Here is a 16,236-nt window from a genome sequence, read left to right on the forward strand (position 1 = left end):
TTGCAATACAAATTATAATACCACGAAACTAACTCTTGAAAAAGCAATAAGAAATGACATATATCATTTCGGGCTTTTTTAATTTCAGATAGCTTTGAAATGTTTAAAACTCTGTATGAGGAGTTTACAAATACTTTAGCAATAAAAATAAGGTTTAAAAAAACAGTTTTCTTTTTTGTTGTTTTACTTGTGTTCATTTTAGGATTCCTGACTTGGCATAATCACACTAATCTGATAGAGGTTTTCCAAACCTTCAAAATCAATTCCTCTAGTTTAGATCGAAAACTCTTGATTGCAACACAGAACAGTCCTTTTTAGGATTCGGTTGCTGCCCTAGTCTCGAATCGTTACCAGTCTGTGCCAATAATTGTTGAGGTTGTCGATATCAAGGCTTTGGCCACTAAAGATGCTACTAACTACAATGCCATCCTCATTTTACATAGGTGGGAAGCTGGTGCTCCACCCGAAAAGGTGCAATCATTTATAAACAAAAATTTAAGAATAAAAAATAAGGTCGTTATACTAACAACCTCTTGGAACGGTCTGGAAAAAATGAGAAATGTCGATGCCATAACTGGGGCATCCACTTTAGAAGATGTACCTATTTTTACAGATAAGATTACTAAAAGGTTAGATCGGCTACTCAAATACAAAAACTAGGATACTCACCTCATTTAAGCTTTAAAGATGCACCTTTTACTCAACATTAATCTTTGTACTCCATAAGTTCTTGTATAATACGTTGTTATAAAAACATTAATTACGGCATAACCTATTGGAGATAAAACTAAGATGATGGCAGATGGTAGGGTCTAGAAGCAACAAAGAAATCCAAAACTTGATAAAGTCAACCCCATTAGAAATAACAACATGAAAAACTTATTTTTTCCTAACACTGCATTTTTAGTCTATAAAGCAAACAGACGAAAAAGACTTTGCGAATGACCAATATCATTTTAAACCATACCCTTAATTAATACTTTTGAGATTATAAACAAATCATTAACTATTAAATCTACACGCCATGATTAAGGACTATTCAAAAAACTATAACGACCTCACAAAATTAATGGGAGAATTGGGTGCCAAAATACCTTCGACCATGAAAGGATTTAACGAACTTCATAAAGCCAGTATCGCCAAAGGTGCATTAACCACAAAAACCAAAGAACTTATCGCCTTGGGCATTGCCATAGCAGTAAGGTGCGATGGCTGTATCGCTTTTCACGTTCACGATGCCCTAAAATCAGGTGCCTCTTCCCAAGATATTATGGAAACCATTGGTGTAGCGGTAATGATGGGCGGAGGACCTGCCGTTGTTTATGGTTGTGAGGCCATGGAAGCTTTAAATCAATTTATAGTATTGGAAAACTAATGAAAAAACCAAATAAAGATAATCCGTCTTCTAAGAAAACAAAAGATAATAAACCCAATTTTCCTTCAAAAGGATTATGGTTATATGTATTGTTTATCGTAGGTCTATTTGTTTTGTTACCACTATTTAATTCGTCATCGCCTAAAGAGATAAGCTGGTCGCATTTTGAACAAAATATATTAGCTCAGAACGATGTTGAAAAAATTATAGTAGTAAATAGAGAAATTGCTGAGATTTACATAAAAAAAGAGCGTCGCGATGATCCGAAATATGAAGATATCGGTGTAGGAATTCTTTCTTCTGAAGCTGCACCACAATACGCTATTACTATTGGCTCGGTTGAAGGTTTTGAAAATAAATTACAAAAAGCGCAAGACGGTTTTTCTACAGAAAACAAAGTCGATATTATTTATCAAAACAGAACTAATTGGTTGGAGAGTTTCTCCTGGATTTTACCTTTTATAATAATTATCTTATTTTGGTTATTCATTCTACGCCGGATGGGAAGCCGAGGCGGTATGGGTAGTTCGCCTTTTAATTTTAGTAAAACCAGTGCTAGAATTATTGAAACAGAAGGTAAAAGTGCAGTAACCTTTAATGACGTAGCTGGTTTAAAAGAGGCTAAAGTTGAGGTTATGGAAGTTGTAGACTTTCTTAAAAATCCAGAGACCTACACCAAATTAGGTGCTAAAATTCCTAAAGGTGTTATGTTAGTAGGCCCACCAGGCACAGGAAAAACCTTGTTGGCTAGGGCTGTTGCAGGCGAAGCAAAAGTACCTTTTTTCTCGATGTCGGGATCTGAGTTTGTAGAGATGTTTGTTGGTGTTGGTGCCTCCAGAGTGCGCGATTTATTTAAACAAGCTAAGAGCAAAGCACCAAGTATAATTTTTATTGACGAAATTGATGCCGTTGGTCGTTCTAGAGGAAAAGGAAACGCCTTACAATCTAATGATGAGCGTGAAAGCACATTAAACCAACTGCTCACAGAACTTGACGGTTTTGGAGCAAATACTGGAGTTATTGTACTTGCGGCAACCAACAGACCAGATGTTTTAGATAAAGCACTTTTACGTCCTGGAAGATTCGATAGGCATATTTATTTAGACTTACCCAATAAGGTAGAGCGCGAAGAAATTTTTCAAGTGCATATTCGTCGTTTAAAACTTGCCGAGGATGTAAATATTGAACAATTAGCCACATTAAGCCCTGGGTTTTCTGGAGCAGATATTGCTAATATTTGTAATGAAGCCGCACTAATTGCTGCACGCCATAAAAAACAACTTATAGAACACAGTGATTTTATTGAAGCTAGAAATCGAATAATAGGAGGTTTAGAACGTAAAAGTAAAATTATATCACCCAAAGAAAAGAAAACTATTGCCTACCACGAAGCAGGTCATGCTGTAGTAAGCTGGTATTTAGAACATGTAGACGCTTTATTAAAAGTATCTATTATTCCAAGGGGGAGATCCTTAGGTTCAACTTGGTACTTACCAGAAGAGCGCCAAATTGTAACCAAATCGCAATTTAAAGATCAAATCTGTGCCTCTTTAGGTGGACGTGCTGCGGAAGACTTAATTTTTAACGAAGTCTCTTCTGGCGCCTTAGACGATCTTGAAAAAGTAACTAAACAAGCTTATACCATGGTGGCCTACTACGGTCTGGATAAAACTATTGGCCCTTTAAGCTATTACGATTCTAAGGGTGAATATCAAGGCTTACTAGGCAAACCTTACAGCGAACATACTGCCAAATTAATAGACAATAGGGTACATGATTTAATAAATGAAAGCTATAACAGAACATTCGAGTTATTAGAAAAACACAAAGATGAGCTTGAAAAACTAGCACAATTACTTTTAGAAAAGGAAGTGGTGTATAAAGAAGATTTAGTAGGCATTCTGGGAAAACGATTTATAGAAACCGTTGAAAAAAATTAAAAGTATATTTTATAAACTATAATTAAAGAACTAAATGCAAACATACCAAGACTTATTGAAATCGATTAGTCCTTACCTATTTGGTGTTTTAATAAGCACTGGCTTAGGACTTATAATAGGTTTAGAAAGGGAGTTTGACAAACTCAAAGAAAAAGGATTTGCGGGTATGCGCACCTTCCCTATTGTTGCTATTATTGGCTTTTCTATAGGAAATCTTAAAAATCAATTTACTCCCTGGATCGTCGTTATTAGTTTAGGTTGTTTTGTACTATTTCTGGCATTATACCATTTTTCTCATAAACTAGAAGAATACGGTCAAGGGCTTACCACAAATTTAGCTTTAATCGCTACCTTTATTTTAGGGGTCATGGTTTCGGTAGAATTTTATAGAGAAGCTGTTGCCACTGCTGTTATTATTGTCACCTTACTCTCCCTTAAAACTCGATTTAGGTCGGTTATTAGCAATATAACCTCCGAAGAGCTTTTTGCGTTTATAAAATTCGCTATAATCGCCTTACTCATTCTTCCTTTTTTACCGAATAAAAGCTTTGGTCCAAACAATTTATTAAATCCTTTTGAAATAGGCTCTATTATTGTAATCGTTTCATTAATTAACTTTATTGGTTACTTTTTAGTAAAATTTGCGGGCTCCAAGAAAGGAATTATCATCACAGCAATTCTTGGTGGCCTTATATCGAGTACTGCAGTAGCATGGAACTATGCTGCAAAAAGTAAGGAGTCGCCAGAATTATCTAAAAAATACAGTGCAGGAATTATTGCTGCCTCTGCAATCATGTTTCCTAGGCTCGCTTTTATGGTTTATATATTTAATAAAGAGCTTTTGGTTTACATTGCTCTACCTTTTGCTGTGCTAACCATAGTCTGTCTTGCTGCAACTTTTATTTTAATACGAAAAGATGATAATAAACCCAATACCAACATAAATTTAGGAAATCCTTTAGATATTTTAAATGCCATAGGTTTTGGTTTTATTTATCTCATTATTTCATTTGCCGTATTTTATAGCAATCAATATTTTGGAGAACGCGGTTTGTACTATTCAGCTTTTATAGCAGGTCTTGCAGATACAGATGCTATAACCATAAGCATGTCCAAATTTTCATTAGATACAAACAATCTCCTACTAGCATCATCAGTAATCATTGCAGCCACGCTAAGTAATATGTTTGTAAAACTGGGCATTACGGTTTTAAATGGTTCTAAAGTTGCTGGTAAAAGCGTTGGTTATGCTTTTGGTAGCGTTATTGTTTTAGGGCTTATTTATATTCTCTTTAACTAGCTGAAGCTTAAAAAGACTAGATTGTTTTGTAAATATGAATGGCACACCGCTTTTTAATGACTCCCCTAGTATAATACCGATTTAATTTAAAAATCTCGTATGGTTAATTTGAACTACTTTTTGTTCAAATGAGATAGAAATGGCAGATTCACGAACGCCTTATTTTACTATGATATATAATATAGAAAGATGTGAGTAAACGAATTATTTGCGACATTAGATTGCCAATTTGGTATCAGACTTGTTTTGTAGATTTTGGCGTAAACCATCAGATTACTTCTTAGTCCAATACCTCTTTTTTTTGCAGCCCTTCTTACAGCCTTACGATTAAACAAGGTTTTACTCTCGAAATTGATATATATCATTTCAAGGGTCTAAGTGTTTTGTTAATATTACACTTAATTTAAATCTCAAATAAAATGAAAAATCAAATAAATCAAGTCTTACTACTTAGTGTTTTACTCGTATTTAGCATAACCAGCTGTGTAGACGATAAAATTATCCCAGCAACCGATTTACCACAGGAAATTAGCACCTATTTAGAATCGCATTTTCCAGAAAATAAAGTAGTACAAGCAACTGTTGATAAAGAGTTGTTTTCAAAATCCTACGAAGTCATTTTAAAAGATAATGCAACTTTAAAATTTAACTCAAAAAACAAAATCACAGATATTGAAGCTACATCAAAACTCCCAAACAGCGTAATACCGATTCAAATTCTAGATTATGTAAAAACCAACTATCCTAATGAGGTGATTACAGATTGGGAATTGGAAGACAAAAATCAACAAGTAGAATTAGACAACGGCATAACCCTAGAATTTACCATGGAGGGCGAGTTTTTAAGAATAGACAGCTAATTAAAAACAGTAAAGAAATGAAAACAAATATTCTAACTTTAACGTTAAACCTTTTATTAGTCTCTATTCTTGTAACCAGTTGCGGAGAAAAATCTAAAAAAGATGCCGAAAACATTAAAGACGATGTTAACGCACTTAGTAAAAGTCTTGAAGAAGATGTGAAAGAAACAACTGAAGACATTAAAACTGCAGTTATAGCAGATTGGGAGCAATTTAAAACCGCATCAGAAAACACCATTCAAAACACAAATGATGACATTGAAAATTTTCGACAAAGAATTGCAAAAGCCAACAAAAAAGAAAAAGAAAAGCTTAGCAAAGAACTCAACAAATTAGAACAAAAAAATACAGTTTTAAAAGATAAATTAGCAGTACAAACTAAAAAATTTAAAGAAAATTTAATAGAATTTAATGTCGAAACAAAAGAAAGTCAAAGACAATTTAAACAGGAATTTAAGCGCGATATGGATACGCTAAGAGAAGCCTTAAAAAACCTATTTAAAGATAGCATTAAATAAACAATCGTAAACTAAAACAAAAAATATGACAGTAGGTATATTGCGTTCGGTACAAAAAACAGCTAAAAATTGGTGGCTCTCTCTTATTCTGGGAGTATTATTTATCTTTTTGGGAATTTGGGTGTTAAGAACACCTTTAACAAGCTATATTTCTTTAAGTATACTTTTTAGCATTTCAATCTTTCTCTCTGGGCTATTTGGTATTATTTTTTCAATTTCAAATAGAACTCAAATAGATGGATGGGGATGGCATCTCGCCGGTGGGATTTTCGATTTAATTGTTGGTGTATTACTAATATTACATCCCGCATTAACCATGAGTATTTTACCTTTTTATCTTGGTTTCTGGGTGTTGTTTAGAGGCGTTTTTGGCATTGGCCTATCGTTTCAGCTAAAATCTTTTGGTACGCCAAATTGGGGATGGTTATTAGCCTTAGGAATCTTAACTGTACTCTTTTCTTTTTTACTATTATTAAATCCTGTTTTAGCTGGATTAAGTATTGTGTTCATGACGGCATTCTCGTTTGTGGCTTTAGGGGTATTTAGAATTTTTTTAGCGTTCGATTTAAAGAAAATTCACAATAGAGTTAAAAAGATTTAATGTTATCATTTCAATAAAAATGAGTTAAAATGATTTATAGACTTACAATCTTCTTGGTAATCAATTTTGCAGCACTTAGCTTAGGAAGCTATCTGGGTGGTAAAGGCCCTTCGTCGAACTGGTATGCCAGTATTGCCAAGGCGCCATGGACACCACCTGGCTGGGTGTTTGGCGTTTCTTGGTTTACCATAATGATTTGTTTTAGTATTTATCTAGCGTATTTATGGCCTATTGTCGATAACAAAAAGCTTCTTATTGGCTTATTGGCACTTCAATATTTACTTAATATCGCTTGGAATCCCGTATTTTTTTATTACCACAATATCTTAGCAGGACTAATTATTATAATCGGACTTAGCGCCGTTGTAGGTTTCTTCTTGTTTTTCTATTGGGATGCTTTAAAATACAAATCGCTTTTAATTATGCCCTACTTTATATGGTTACTCATAGCCACATCATTAAATGGCTATTCCGTATTAAAAAATTAAACTGTAATTAATACAGTATAAATTTTAACGCGCTTGTTTAAACCATGGTTGGCTGGTATTCAAAACTAATTATTCATGAAAAAATTACCTGTTATTATTCTGCTATTAATTCCCATTCTAGCAAAAACACAAAATTTAGCAGCGCTTTACGACGAGGTAAAATCTTCGGTAGTTTTTATTGAAATTTTAAACCTCACTACCGAAGGATCTGGTGATGATAAAACCCTAGTGGCATCTGCAAAACAAGGCTCTGGTGTTTTAATTTCTGAAGATGGGTTAATCTGGACCGCTTCTCACGTGGTACAGTCTGCAGAGGTTCTTGGTGTTCAGTTTTTAGATGGTGACATTTATGAGGCCAAGGTATTATCAACCAATCCCATGGCAGATGTAGCACTCATTAAAATTAAAGACTCTTTTTTGCTCAAGGAAAAAAAAGTAGCACCTATTGGTGATTCTGACCGGACTAAAATAGGTGAAGATGTTTTTGTTATTGGCGCACCATTTGGAATAAAACAATCCATAACCAAAGGGGTTTTAAGCGGAAAACATAATCTTGAAAAACTTAATAATAGTTTTGTTAAAGCTGAACTTTTACAAACAGATGCAGCAATTAACAGAGGAAATTCTGGAGGTCCCATGTTTAACATGAAAGGTGAAATTATTGGTATTACAAGCAGTATTTATAGCGAATCGGGAGCGTTTAATGGAATTGGATTCGCTATTTCTTCAAATGTTGCACAAAAACTCCTCATGGAAAGTCCGAATATTTGGACTGGTATGGAATCGGTTGTGGTGTCTGGAGACTTGGCCAAAGCACTCAATTTACCACAAGAATCTGGTTTATTAATTTTAAGCTTATCCACCCAAGGTGTTATGAGCAAACTAGGGCTTCAAGGCGGCACAATACCCATAACCATTAAAGATGCCGAAATTGTTATTGGTGGGGATATTATCTTGAGTATTGCCGGCATCGAAATTGAAGATATTAATTTTTCAGAACTCGTAAAAGAAAAAGTAAAATCATACAAAAAAGGAGAGAAAATCCCATTGCAATTTTTAAGAAATGGTAAAATTCAAGTCCTTCATTTTGTAAAAGAATAGCGTAATAGTTTAAAATAAAATAAAACTGCATGCTAACATTTAAAAATTATAATATTGCCGATTGGTTTTCGTTTTACCGCATTGTTGCAGCACCTTTTTTATTGCTTTTAGTTTGGTTAGATTACAGGCTTGTTTTTTCTTGGGTCTTATCAATTAGTTACGCCACAGATGCTATTGACGGTTTTATAGCACGAAAACTAAACATAACCAGCCCTAGAGGTTCCCAACTAGATTCTTTTGGAGATCAAATAACCTTAGTAGTTGGTTTAATTGGGCTGTACTTTTTTGAAAATGAATTTATAATCAAAAATCTCTTATTAATCTGCATAGCTTTTGCGCCCTATATTATGCAAATGGTTTTAGCCTATTATAAGTACGGAAAGGCCACAGCATTTCATACCTATTTAGCAAAATTATCTGCTATTGTGCAAAGCATTTTTATATTGTGGTCCTTGTTTTTTTCACCTGAGTATAGTTTGTTTTATATCATGATTGTTGTTGGCATATTAGAAACCTTAGAGGAAATTATATTAATCTTTATGTATCGCAATTGGACAGCCGATGTTAAAGGCATATATTGGGCTCTTAAAGACAAAAGACGTCTAAAATTATAAGCATGAAATCTTTTTCTCTTTTTACCATTTTACTCTTGTGTTTCGCGATACTATTAGTAGATATCACAGCTTTTTATTGGTTACAATATATAACACAGCTTATAGATTCTAGTTTCCTTAGAATGAGTATAAACGTATTATTCTGGGTTTTTACAGTAGGCTTGGTTGCTTCAATCTTGGTATTAAAAATTACATTAGACAACCTTAACCCTATTAGAAAGCAATTACTTATTTCCAAATTTTATGGACTCACAGTATCTTCATTTATACCAAAGTTAATTTTCGTTGTTATAATCTCTATTTTATATTTTTCAAATTTCTTATTCTCAGAAAACCAATCACTTTTCATAATTCCAATACTTGGTCTAGTCTCTGGGTTTATACCTTTTTTTATAATCGTTTACGGCACTTATAAAGCCAAATACAGATATAAGGTCTATCACCACACCATAAAAACTAAATTGCTACCAAAATCTTTCGAAGGGTTAAAAATTGTCCAGATATCAGACTTGCATTTGGGGAGTTTTAATTACAACTATAAAAAATTGGATTCGGCTATTGAAAAAATAAATGATTTAAAACCAGATTACATTGTCTTTACAGGCGATTTGGTGAATAACTATGCTTGGGAATTACGGGGCTGGGCCAAAGTACTTAATCACCTAAAAGCGAAATCAGGTAAATACGCCATTTTGGGCAATCATGATTATGGTGATTATAGCACATGGGAAACCCCAGAAGCGAAACAAGAAAATGCTGAAGCCATAAGGGCGTTTTTTAAAAATACTGGTTTTAAACTCTTGTTAAATGAAGCTGAAGTTATTTCAAAAAACAATGAAAACATTGCAATAATTGGTGTAGAAAACTGGGGCATTCCGCCTTTTAAACAATACGGTGATTTAAAAATGGCTTTAGCAGAAGTTAAAGATGTGCCCTTTAAAATTTTATTATCCCACGATCCCACTCATTGGAGCGAAGAGGTAATAGACAAAACAGATATTACATTAACATTGGCTGGACATACACATGGCATGCAAGCCGCTTTTCAGTATAAAAATTTACAATGGAGCCCTATTAAATATAAGTTTAAACATTGGGCGGGACTGTATAAACATAACAATCAATACCTTTATGTTAATAGAGGTTTAGGCTGGTTGGGCTTTCCGGCAAGGATAGGAATGCGTCCAGAGATTACGTTTTTAAAATTAAAAAACGAGGACTAATATTAAATCATCAATGTACGATAAAAGATATAAGACCGCTTCGCTTTTAGAATTAAGAACAAAGACTTGAATCTAACGAATTGATAAACAGAAGTGCCTTAATGAACAAAATATCTCCTTTAATTCTTAATAATTGTTTAAATAAGCAAGGTAACATTTAAAAAATGTGCAAAGTTCTTTATTTTAAAAGGATTGACTGCATCATACTATTTTTAAGCGGACATTAGTGATATTAAATTAGAACTAAAAACATATTTATAGGCTTTTTCTTGTTAAATTGAATTGTTTTTTGTGCCGATGAAATAGAAAATCAATGTATAGCCTTGGTTATGATTGTATGTTATACCGAAATATGAGTGAAAAAGAAGCCAATTATAGGCGACATTACATTGTTAACTTGGTTAATCCCCTTAAACAGCTTCATGTATCAAAATTTCTATAACTGATTAATATCATTATTAATTAAGTAGAAATAGAATACCTTAATCGAATAAAATCCACTCTAAATGATACAAGTTTTAGACACCCATGCGTGCATAAATATATTATCTAGTAATTACATAGGTAATTTAGCTTACATCTATAGAAATAGACCTTATACAGTGCCTATTACTTATTTTTTTGATGCGAAAAACAATACTATTTATGGCTATTCTGCCGAAGGACATAAAATAGATGCTATGCGCGAAAACAACAAGGTATCGCTAAGTATTTCTGAGATTGATTCTGTAAGTTCATGGAAATCGGTGTTAGCACATGGTACTTTTGAAGAATTCTCTGGCAGTTCATCGAAAGCTAAATTACATCAGTTTTCTTTTGGAGTAAAACATTTAATTATGCTGAAAGAAAATAAAAAGCTAGATTTTATTAGTGAGTTTTCCAGTAAAATATACCGAGGTAATTTACCTATTGTCTTTCAAATTAAGATTGAAGAAATAACTGGAAAGATGAGAAATGTTGATATCTAAAAATTCAATCCTTTAAAAAAAAGTCGAAAATTGATTAATAACTGGTGAATACTTTTAATTTACAAAACTGGTAAACATATTTTCTATGCGCCCAAATAACGCACCACAATTAGATTTAATAATCTCGAATTAAAATGAATAAATTTCTAATTCTAAGAGCGATTCTTATCGATATAACATTGCAAAACATCCACTTGAAAATTAGCGACAACAGCGAGGTTTAAATCGGCATTTAAAAGTACTAATCCGTATCCTAAACGCGACAATTTACAATCTTCGATTACCCCTTGCTTTATCCCACTAAATACTGGCTTAAAATGCGCTTTAGTATTAATTTTTGAAGCATTAGCTATTTTTATGGCAGCTATAACGGCTTCAGAAATTTGCTTAGGAGACAATCCTTTATCCAATAAATCACTCGCCAAATACGTCATATTTAAACTGTAATACATATCCATAAAGTTATGAATAGCTTCAGACTCAGTATATTTTTTACTAAATATTAATAACTCCATTTTTGCTAAATTTTAATTATGACTTACCTTTTGTGCGGCTCTTAAGGCTTGTAATTTTTTGAATAATTCTTCTTCTTCAGTAGTCAGATTCTTTGGAAACTCTACCTGAAGTTTAACCAATAAATCTCCATATTGAGCAGTTTTGCCATATCTTGGCATGCCTTTGCCTTTTAGTCGCAAAATCTTACCAGTTTCACTGCCTTTAGGTACAGGAACCTTAACCTTACCTGTAAGTGTCATCACTTCTATTTTTCCGCCTAAAATAGCCGTATATAAATCTACTGGAACATTAGAAATTAAGTTATCACCATCACGCTGAAAACGAAAATCTGGTTGTACTCTTAAAACAATATATAAATCGCCTCGCTTACCACCTTGAACCCCTGGCTGCCCTTTTCCTTTTATTCTTAATTGCTGCCCATCGTAGGCACCAGGTTTTATTGTAATTCGCAATTTTTGGTTATGAATTTCGAAGGTGCGTGTACTGCCTTGATAGGCCTCTAACAATGTAATGGGCATTTCTGCTTGGGTATCGCCACCAGTATAAGCCGCTTGTTGACCTCTACCACCACCTCCAAAAAAGGCTTCAAAAAAACTAGAAAACCCCTCTGCTCCTGCTCCGCCTTGTCCAAAAAACTCAGAACCGTCTCCTTGATAATACTGTTGGTTTCTTCGACTTTGATTGGCATATTCTCGCCAATCGTCACCAGTATGCTGGTAGGCCTCCCAATTAGAACCTAAAGTATCGTATTTTTCTCGTTTTTCGGCATCACTTAACACTTCATGAGCCTCATTAATTTCCTTAAATTTATCTTCGGCTACCTTGTCATCAGGATTCTTATCGGGATGGTATTTTGCAGCTAATTTCCTGTAAGCCTTTTTGATGTCTTTTGGTGACGCGTCTTTACTAACTCCTAAAATTTTATAATAATCTTTGTAATTCATGTTATAATTAAGAATTTATAAAAACTATTTTTTATTGTGCTGGATATCTATTAAACAAACTCACTTGCAATGCTTTTCTAGCATCCTTCAAAAGGGTTTCAACGTCTTCAACTGCCATATTTCTTATTTCAGCAATTTCTGCTAAACTGAACTTTTGTTCAGCGTAAAGCTCATAAACGTCTTGCATTGATAAAGGTAAATTATAAAGCACCGTTTTTAGGTGATTGGCTATCGTTTTGTCGTCTAAACTTTTATCTATTTTATCAATTAAAGCCTTTTTATTGTCTTCTACAAACACATGGTTTAAAGTGTAACCTTCGTGACTGTATGAGACATCGTCAAACTCTTCCATCATTACAAAATCCCGTCCAGCATCAACACTAAATTCTTGCTCCATAGCATCCCATTCGAGTTTAGAATAAGTATCGATGTTTTTGAAGAAAAAATCGTCAAATTCTTCTTCAACAATAACATCTTCAAGAAGTTCGTTCGTTTTTTTAAAGAGCCATAAATACAAGTGTTTTTCTTCTTTAACAGTATCTATGTTATCGTAAACCTCTATAAAAAGTTGACTAACGAAATCGTCCACACTATATTTATTTTTTGGAAAATATTCTTTTTTAAGAGCCACAGTCAACCGGCGATTAATATGCTTTTTTATATCTGGTAATAGCTCTAGTAATTCTTTATTAAAAGATTCTCTATTCTTTTGTTTTTTTAATCGTTTAAGTTGTTGAAAGCTGTTTTCAATACGTAAACGTAAAACTTCTTGCTTTTTAGAATGTGCCATATTTGTATTCATTTTTTACTACAGTTTATTGTAATCGTTAAAGTAACTTTATGTATTTTTTACTACCCTACAATCTTATCACACCAATTTAGATTTATAGAGCCGTTATAAATCTAAATTGGTATGATTTAAGGTCTTTTAAAGAACAACTGATACTACTAAAAACGGTACAAAGCATTTAATTTCGCATTCGGATTTGGCATGTCTTCTTTATCTAATAAATAAACCTTACCTCCTTTTATTAAAGCTTCAACAGCAGCTAAATTCATTAACGACACGCCATGATCATCTTCACTTTCAGAAACCACTATAGTGTTATTTTCTTTTTTATAGGAGCCAAAAATATCTGCTTTATTTTCACAAAATAAGGCGTCAATTTTCCCATCTATTGCCGCTGGTAAAACTTTGCCTATTCCAATGGCGGTTTTGCCTGTGCCTTCTTCTTTTCTAAAAAGTGCGATTTTATCTTTTCGCTCTTGATCGAAAATTGGCTCTATAAGCTCCCAAGCTAACTCATGCAATTCTGAAGCATCGGTAGCATTTAAATTTACTTTAATGGCTCTTTCGTGTAAATTCGGGTAAGTATTCACTGTTTTATAAATATCGAAAAGATAATCTTGAGAAGCAATAAAGAATGGAATACTTCGGTCTTTTAAAACTGGTATAATACCATCATTAATCGCCCTAAAATATTTTTTAATTTCATTTTTTCTTTTCGCAGTGGCTGGCTCATGACCATGATACATCACATGATCTGCATTGGCCTGCTGAGTTCTAAACTGTAAATTTTTTTGTTCAAATTCATAGCCTACGCGATCTTGTTTACTTGCAGGAATTAAATCGTCGATAATAATTTCGGCGTAACTGTGCTTGGAACATTTGTATAATTTAACATCACTTAAGGCTAGCGACATTAAATAAAATTCACCATCGCCAACAAACATGGGCATTAATGGTTTTAAATAAAATTCTGTAGACACATAGTTAAATTCTTTAAAGTGCACAGGAAGTACAAATTTTTCAAAAACCCCATTGGCTAAAAAAATGGCTAAACCATCAGAAAGATTTCTCCAAAACGAAACATCTTCTATAAGTTCCTCTACAGGTCTTACAAAATTGCTAATTTGCCTATTGTCTAAACCCTTTTTAGACAGCTTAGTTTTTACGTCTTTTAATTGATTTTTTAAGTACAAGGTATCTTCACGCTGTAAAACTTTTTTTCCTGCTCTGTGGGTAGGTATAAAAATTGAAACACAGTTTTCTTGATTTACCTTATGTAATTCCGCTATTTTTTCTTTAGATATTAAAGTCATATTTTTTAGTTTATAAATTAATAATTAATTAAACAAGTCCCATTTTAAGCCACAACTAAGATACTATCCATAAAGCTGTTACGAAATGATATATATCAGTTCAAAAACGAAAGTTTGTTATTAGTTTTAGTGTTTAAACTTAAAATTTATAAAAATGAATTCTAGTGAAAACGTAATCGTTATTACAGGAGGCTCTGGAGGTATAGGTCAAGCCTGTGCAAGAGCTTTGAAAGGAAATCAATTAATTATTACCGATTATGCGCAAGACACGGTTAATAAAACAGTTGAAACACTAACCAAAGAAGGCTTTAATGTTACAGGGATAGCCTGCGACATTACAAAGCAAAATGACATTGATAAACTTATAAATTTTGTAGCCAAACACGGAGAACTAAAAGCCTTAATCCATACTGCAGGTGTAAGCGGAACAGTTAAAGACTTGAATAAAGTATTTACTATAGATTTAGTGGCTACAGAATTATTAGTTGAGGCTTTTTATAAGCTGGCCACTAATAATTCGGTTGCTGTGCTACTCGCTTCCATGATGGCTCATACAGTACCTGCTAATGAAGAATATGATCAAGCACTTAGAAATCCCCTAAAAACAAACGCCTTCGAGACGGTTAAAAAATTTGTTCATGGTAGTTCAGACACCATGTACAACTTTGCCAAACGTGGGGTTAAACTCCTTGTTGAAAAACATGTAGATAAATGGGGAGCGAAAGGCGCCCGAATTGTTTCGGTTTCGCCCGGTGTAATTGAAACACCCATGGCATTAAAAGCTGCAGAAGAGCATCCAGAAAGAATGAAAATGATTAAACAAATGACACCTTTACAACGCAACGGACAACCTAGTGATATTGCCGATGTTATAAATTTTTTAGTTAATGATGGAGCTCGTTTTATTACAGGCACCGATATTTTGGTTGATGGTGGGGTTATTCGTAATATTAAAAAATTAGAACAGCCTAGTGTATAAACTCATTCGGTTCTCTTTAAATTCAACTCACAAAGGTTACTGCTGTAACAAAAAGCGTCCATAAACCAACACCATTTATAAATAGTAATTCTGTGGCACCGTTTACACCATTTTTTAAAATAGAAAGCCCTACTGCTATGACTGTAAGTACAATAATTGCCATTCCTGATAAGCCTAAAAATTGCATCTCTGGAATGGCTATAAGTATAGCCTGAAAGGTAATAATAAGCGCTGGCAGAGATAAAAACACAACTACAGCTAATACATTATGAAGTAAACGCTGTAATGTTGGCCCAAGACTCTTAAAACTATAAGGTTTTAAATTATGCGGTACAAATGCCAGTAAAGCAAGCGATGCGAAACCCAAGTCTATATATTGCATAAGTTTGGTGTGCTGGCCTAGATCGTAATACTGTGTTAGCAACCAAAAGAAAACATAAGTGAATATGGCTGTACCAAAAAGCATCCATTTATAGCCTTTTACAAAGGTATTGCCATAAAGGCTCTTGTTACTTAAAAAACTAAGGGTTTCGTTTTTTAAGTCTAATTTTACATGCTGTAACGCTTTTTTTATCGCGTAAGGTAATAGGCTTGCTTGCGCAAAACCAATAAGTAAAATGCCCAATTTTGTAAAAATCATGAGTTTATCGAATTTACTAAAACGCTAACAAATCAAAGTTACAATACCTTATTTAAATCGCATCTT

18 protein-coding genes are annotated in these 16,236 nt (G+C 33.4%); 13 read left to right on the forward strand and 5 right to left on the reverse strand.

Annotated elements, in window-relative coordinates; genetic code table 11:
• Positions 1 to 357: 357 nt before the first annotated feature.
• The 12 genes from FEZ18_RS01365 to FEZ18_RS01420 all read left to right on the forward strand — a co-directional run bounded on the left by FEZ18_RS01365 (position 358) and on the right by FEZ18_RS01420 (position 10,988).
• A complete protein-coding gene (locus tag FEZ18_RS01365; RefSeq protein ID WP_153266655.1) occupies positions 358 to 660 on the forward strand; it encodes a hypothetical protein in 303 nt (100 codons plus the stop codon).
• A gap of 364 nt (positions 661 to 1,024) precedes the next feature.
• Positions 1,025 to 1,375 (forward strand): carboxymuconolactone decarboxylase family protein, encoded by a 351-nt coding sequence (locus FEZ18_RS01370; RefSeq protein WP_153266656.1) that lies wholly within the window; start codon positions 1,025 to 1,027, stop codon positions 1,373 to 1,375.
• The gene (ftsH, locus tag FEZ18_RS01375; RefSeq protein ID WP_153266657.1) at positions 1,375 to 3,315 is read left to right on the forward strand and encodes an ATP-dependent zinc metalloprotease FtsH; all 1,941 of its coding nucleotides are present in this window, start codon (positions 1,375 to 1,377) and stop codon (positions 3,313 to 3,315) included. Before FEZ18_RS01370 ends, ftsH begins: the two co-directional genes overlap by 1 nt.
• 34 nt (positions 3,316 to 3,349) lie before the next feature.
• Entirely contained in the window at positions 3,350 to 4,615 is a 1,266-nt protein-coding gene (locus tag FEZ18_RS01380; RefSeq protein WP_153266658.1) for an MgtC/SapB family protein, read from the forward strand.
• A gap of 419 nt (positions 4,616 to 5,034) precedes the next feature.
• Positions 5,035 to 5,475 carry a PepSY-like domain-containing protein gene (locus FEZ18_RS01385; protein WP_153266659.1) on the forward strand — a complete coding sequence of 147 codons (441 nt, stop codon included), beginning with the start codon at positions 5,035 to 5,037 and terminating at the stop codon, positions 5,473 to 5,475.
• 17 nt (positions 5,476 to 5,492) lie between these two features.
• Entirely contained in the window at positions 5,493 to 5,993 is a 501-nt protein-coding gene (locus tag FEZ18_RS01390) for a hypothetical protein (protein WP_153266660.1), read from the forward strand.
• Between the two features lie 25 nt (positions 5,994 to 6,018).
• Positions 6,019 to 6,594, forward strand: a complete 576-nt coding sequence (locus FEZ18_RS01395; protein ID WP_153266661.1) for an HdeD family acid-resistance protein — start codon at positions 6,019 to 6,021, stop codon at positions 6,592 to 6,594.
• Positions 6,595 to 6,623: 29 nt separating this feature from the next.
• Complete coding sequence (locus FEZ18_RS01400) at positions 6,624 to 7,082, forward strand: TspO/MBR family protein (RefSeq protein ID WP_153266662.1); 459 nt, start codon at positions 6,624 to 6,626, stop codon at positions 7,080 to 7,082.
• Between the two features lie 75 nt (positions 7,083 to 7,157).
• Positions 7,158 to 8,183: a S1C family serine protease gene (locus tag FEZ18_RS01405; RefSeq protein WP_153266663.1), complete on the forward strand. Its 1,026-nt coding sequence runs from the start codon at positions 7,158 to 7,160 to the stop codon at positions 8,181 to 8,183.
• A gap of 29 nt (positions 8,184 to 8,212) precedes the next feature.
• Positions 8,213 to 8,797 carry a CDP-alcohol phosphatidyltransferase family protein gene (locus tag FEZ18_RS01410; RefSeq protein ID WP_153266664.1) on the forward strand — a complete coding sequence of 195 codons (585 nt, stop codon included), beginning with the start codon at positions 8,213 to 8,215 and terminating at the stop codon, positions 8,795 to 8,797.
• A gap of 2 nt (positions 8,798 to 8,799) precedes the next feature.
• On the forward strand, positions 8,800 to 10,020 hold the full coding sequence (locus FEZ18_RS01415; protein ID WP_153266665.1) for a metallophosphoesterase: 1,221 nt from the start codon (positions 8,800 to 8,802) through the stop codon (positions 10,018 to 10,020).
• 506 nt (positions 10,021 to 10,526) lie between these two features.
• Positions 10,527 to 10,988 carry a pyridoxamine 5'-phosphate oxidase family protein gene (locus FEZ18_RS01420; protein ID WP_153266666.1) on the forward strand — a complete coding sequence of 154 codons (462 nt, stop codon included), beginning with the start codon at positions 10,527 to 10,529 and terminating at the stop codon, positions 10,986 to 10,988.
• 152 nt (positions 10,989 to 11,140) lie between these two features.
• Here the strand turns inward: FEZ18_RS01420 and FEZ18_RS01425 are convergent, their stop codons facing one another.
• The 4 genes from FEZ18_RS01425 to FEZ18_RS01440 all read right to left on the reverse strand — a co-directional run bounded on the left by FEZ18_RS01425 (position 11,141) and on the right by FEZ18_RS01440 (position 14,551).
• Positions 11,141 to 11,503 carry a hypothetical protein gene (locus FEZ18_RS01425; protein WP_153266667.1) on the reverse strand — a complete coding sequence of 121 codons (363 nt, stop codon included), beginning with the start codon at positions 11,501 to 11,503 and terminating at the stop codon, positions 11,141 to 11,143.
• A 12-nt stretch (positions 11,504 to 11,515) separates the two neighbouring features.
• Positions 11,516 to 12,448, reverse strand: coding sequence for a DnaJ C-terminal domain-containing protein (locus FEZ18_RS01430; RefSeq protein ID WP_153266668.1), 933 nt, complete (start codon positions 12,446 to 12,448; stop codon positions 11,516 to 11,518).
• A 31-nt stretch (positions 12,449 to 12,479) separates the two neighbouring features.
• Positions 12,480 to 13,238, reverse strand: a complete 759-nt coding sequence (locus tag FEZ18_RS01435; RefSeq protein ID WP_194269498.1) for an RNA polymerase sigma factor — start codon at positions 13,236 to 13,238, stop codon at positions 12,480 to 12,482.
• 158 nt (positions 13,239 to 13,396) lie between these two features.
• Positions 13,397 to 14,551: a hypothetical protein gene (locus tag FEZ18_RS01440; protein WP_153266670.1), complete on the reverse strand. Its 1,155-nt coding sequence runs from the start codon at positions 14,549 to 14,551 to the stop codon at positions 13,397 to 13,399.
• 154 nt (positions 14,552 to 14,705) lie between these two features.
• Between FEZ18_RS01440 and FEZ18_RS01445 the strand changes: the two genes are divergently transcribed.
• Positions 14,706 to 15,530 (forward strand): SDR family oxidoreductase, encoded by an 825-nt coding sequence (locus FEZ18_RS01445; protein WP_153266671.1) that lies wholly within the window; start codon positions 14,706 to 14,708, stop codon positions 15,528 to 15,530.
• 22 nt (positions 15,531 to 15,552) lie between these two features.
• Here FEZ18_RS01445 and FEZ18_RS01450 read toward each other — a convergent pair whose 3' ends face one another.
• Positions 15,553 to 16,170: a hypothetical protein gene (locus FEZ18_RS01450; protein WP_153266672.1), complete on the reverse strand. Its 618-nt coding sequence runs from the start codon at positions 16,168 to 16,170 to the stop codon at positions 15,553 to 15,555.
• Between the last annotated feature and the right edge of the window lie 66 nt (positions 16,171 to 16,236).

This window comes from Oceanihabitans sp. IOP_32 (assembly GCF_009498295.1).
In the GTDB taxonomy this organism is placed as follows: Bacteria; Bacteroidota; Bacteroidia; order Flavobacteriales; family Flavobacteriaceae; genus Wocania; species Wocania indica.